We start from the raw sequence: 205 nt of genomic DNA on the forward strand, positions 1-205 counted from the left end.
CGAGCGACTTTCCGACGCTGAAGGTGCTGCCGATCAATCGGCTGGTCGAGGCGATGGCGACGACCGATCCGATCGAAGGCAAGGGTGAGATCAGCTTTACCTCAACGCTCGATCATCATGTGCTGACGCGTCATCCGTTCTTTCCCGACGCCCCGCGCGAGGCGGCGCATATCCCGCTGATCGTCGGCAATACGCATGACGAGAC

General features: G+C 61.0%; 1 pseudogene. It reads left to right on the forward strand.

Annotation, left to right across the window (positions count from 1 at the left end):
- Positions 1 to 205 (forward strand): annotated as a pseudogene (locus sphst_RS21330) (carboxylesterase/lipase family protein); the annotation flags it as partial.

The sequence above is a fragment of the Sphingomonas sp. STIS6.2 genome (assembly GCF_000732685.2).
GTDB classification, from domain to species: domain Bacteria; phylum Pseudomonadota; class Alphaproteobacteria; order Sphingomonadales; family Sphingomonadaceae; genus Sphingomonas; species Sphingomonas aerolata.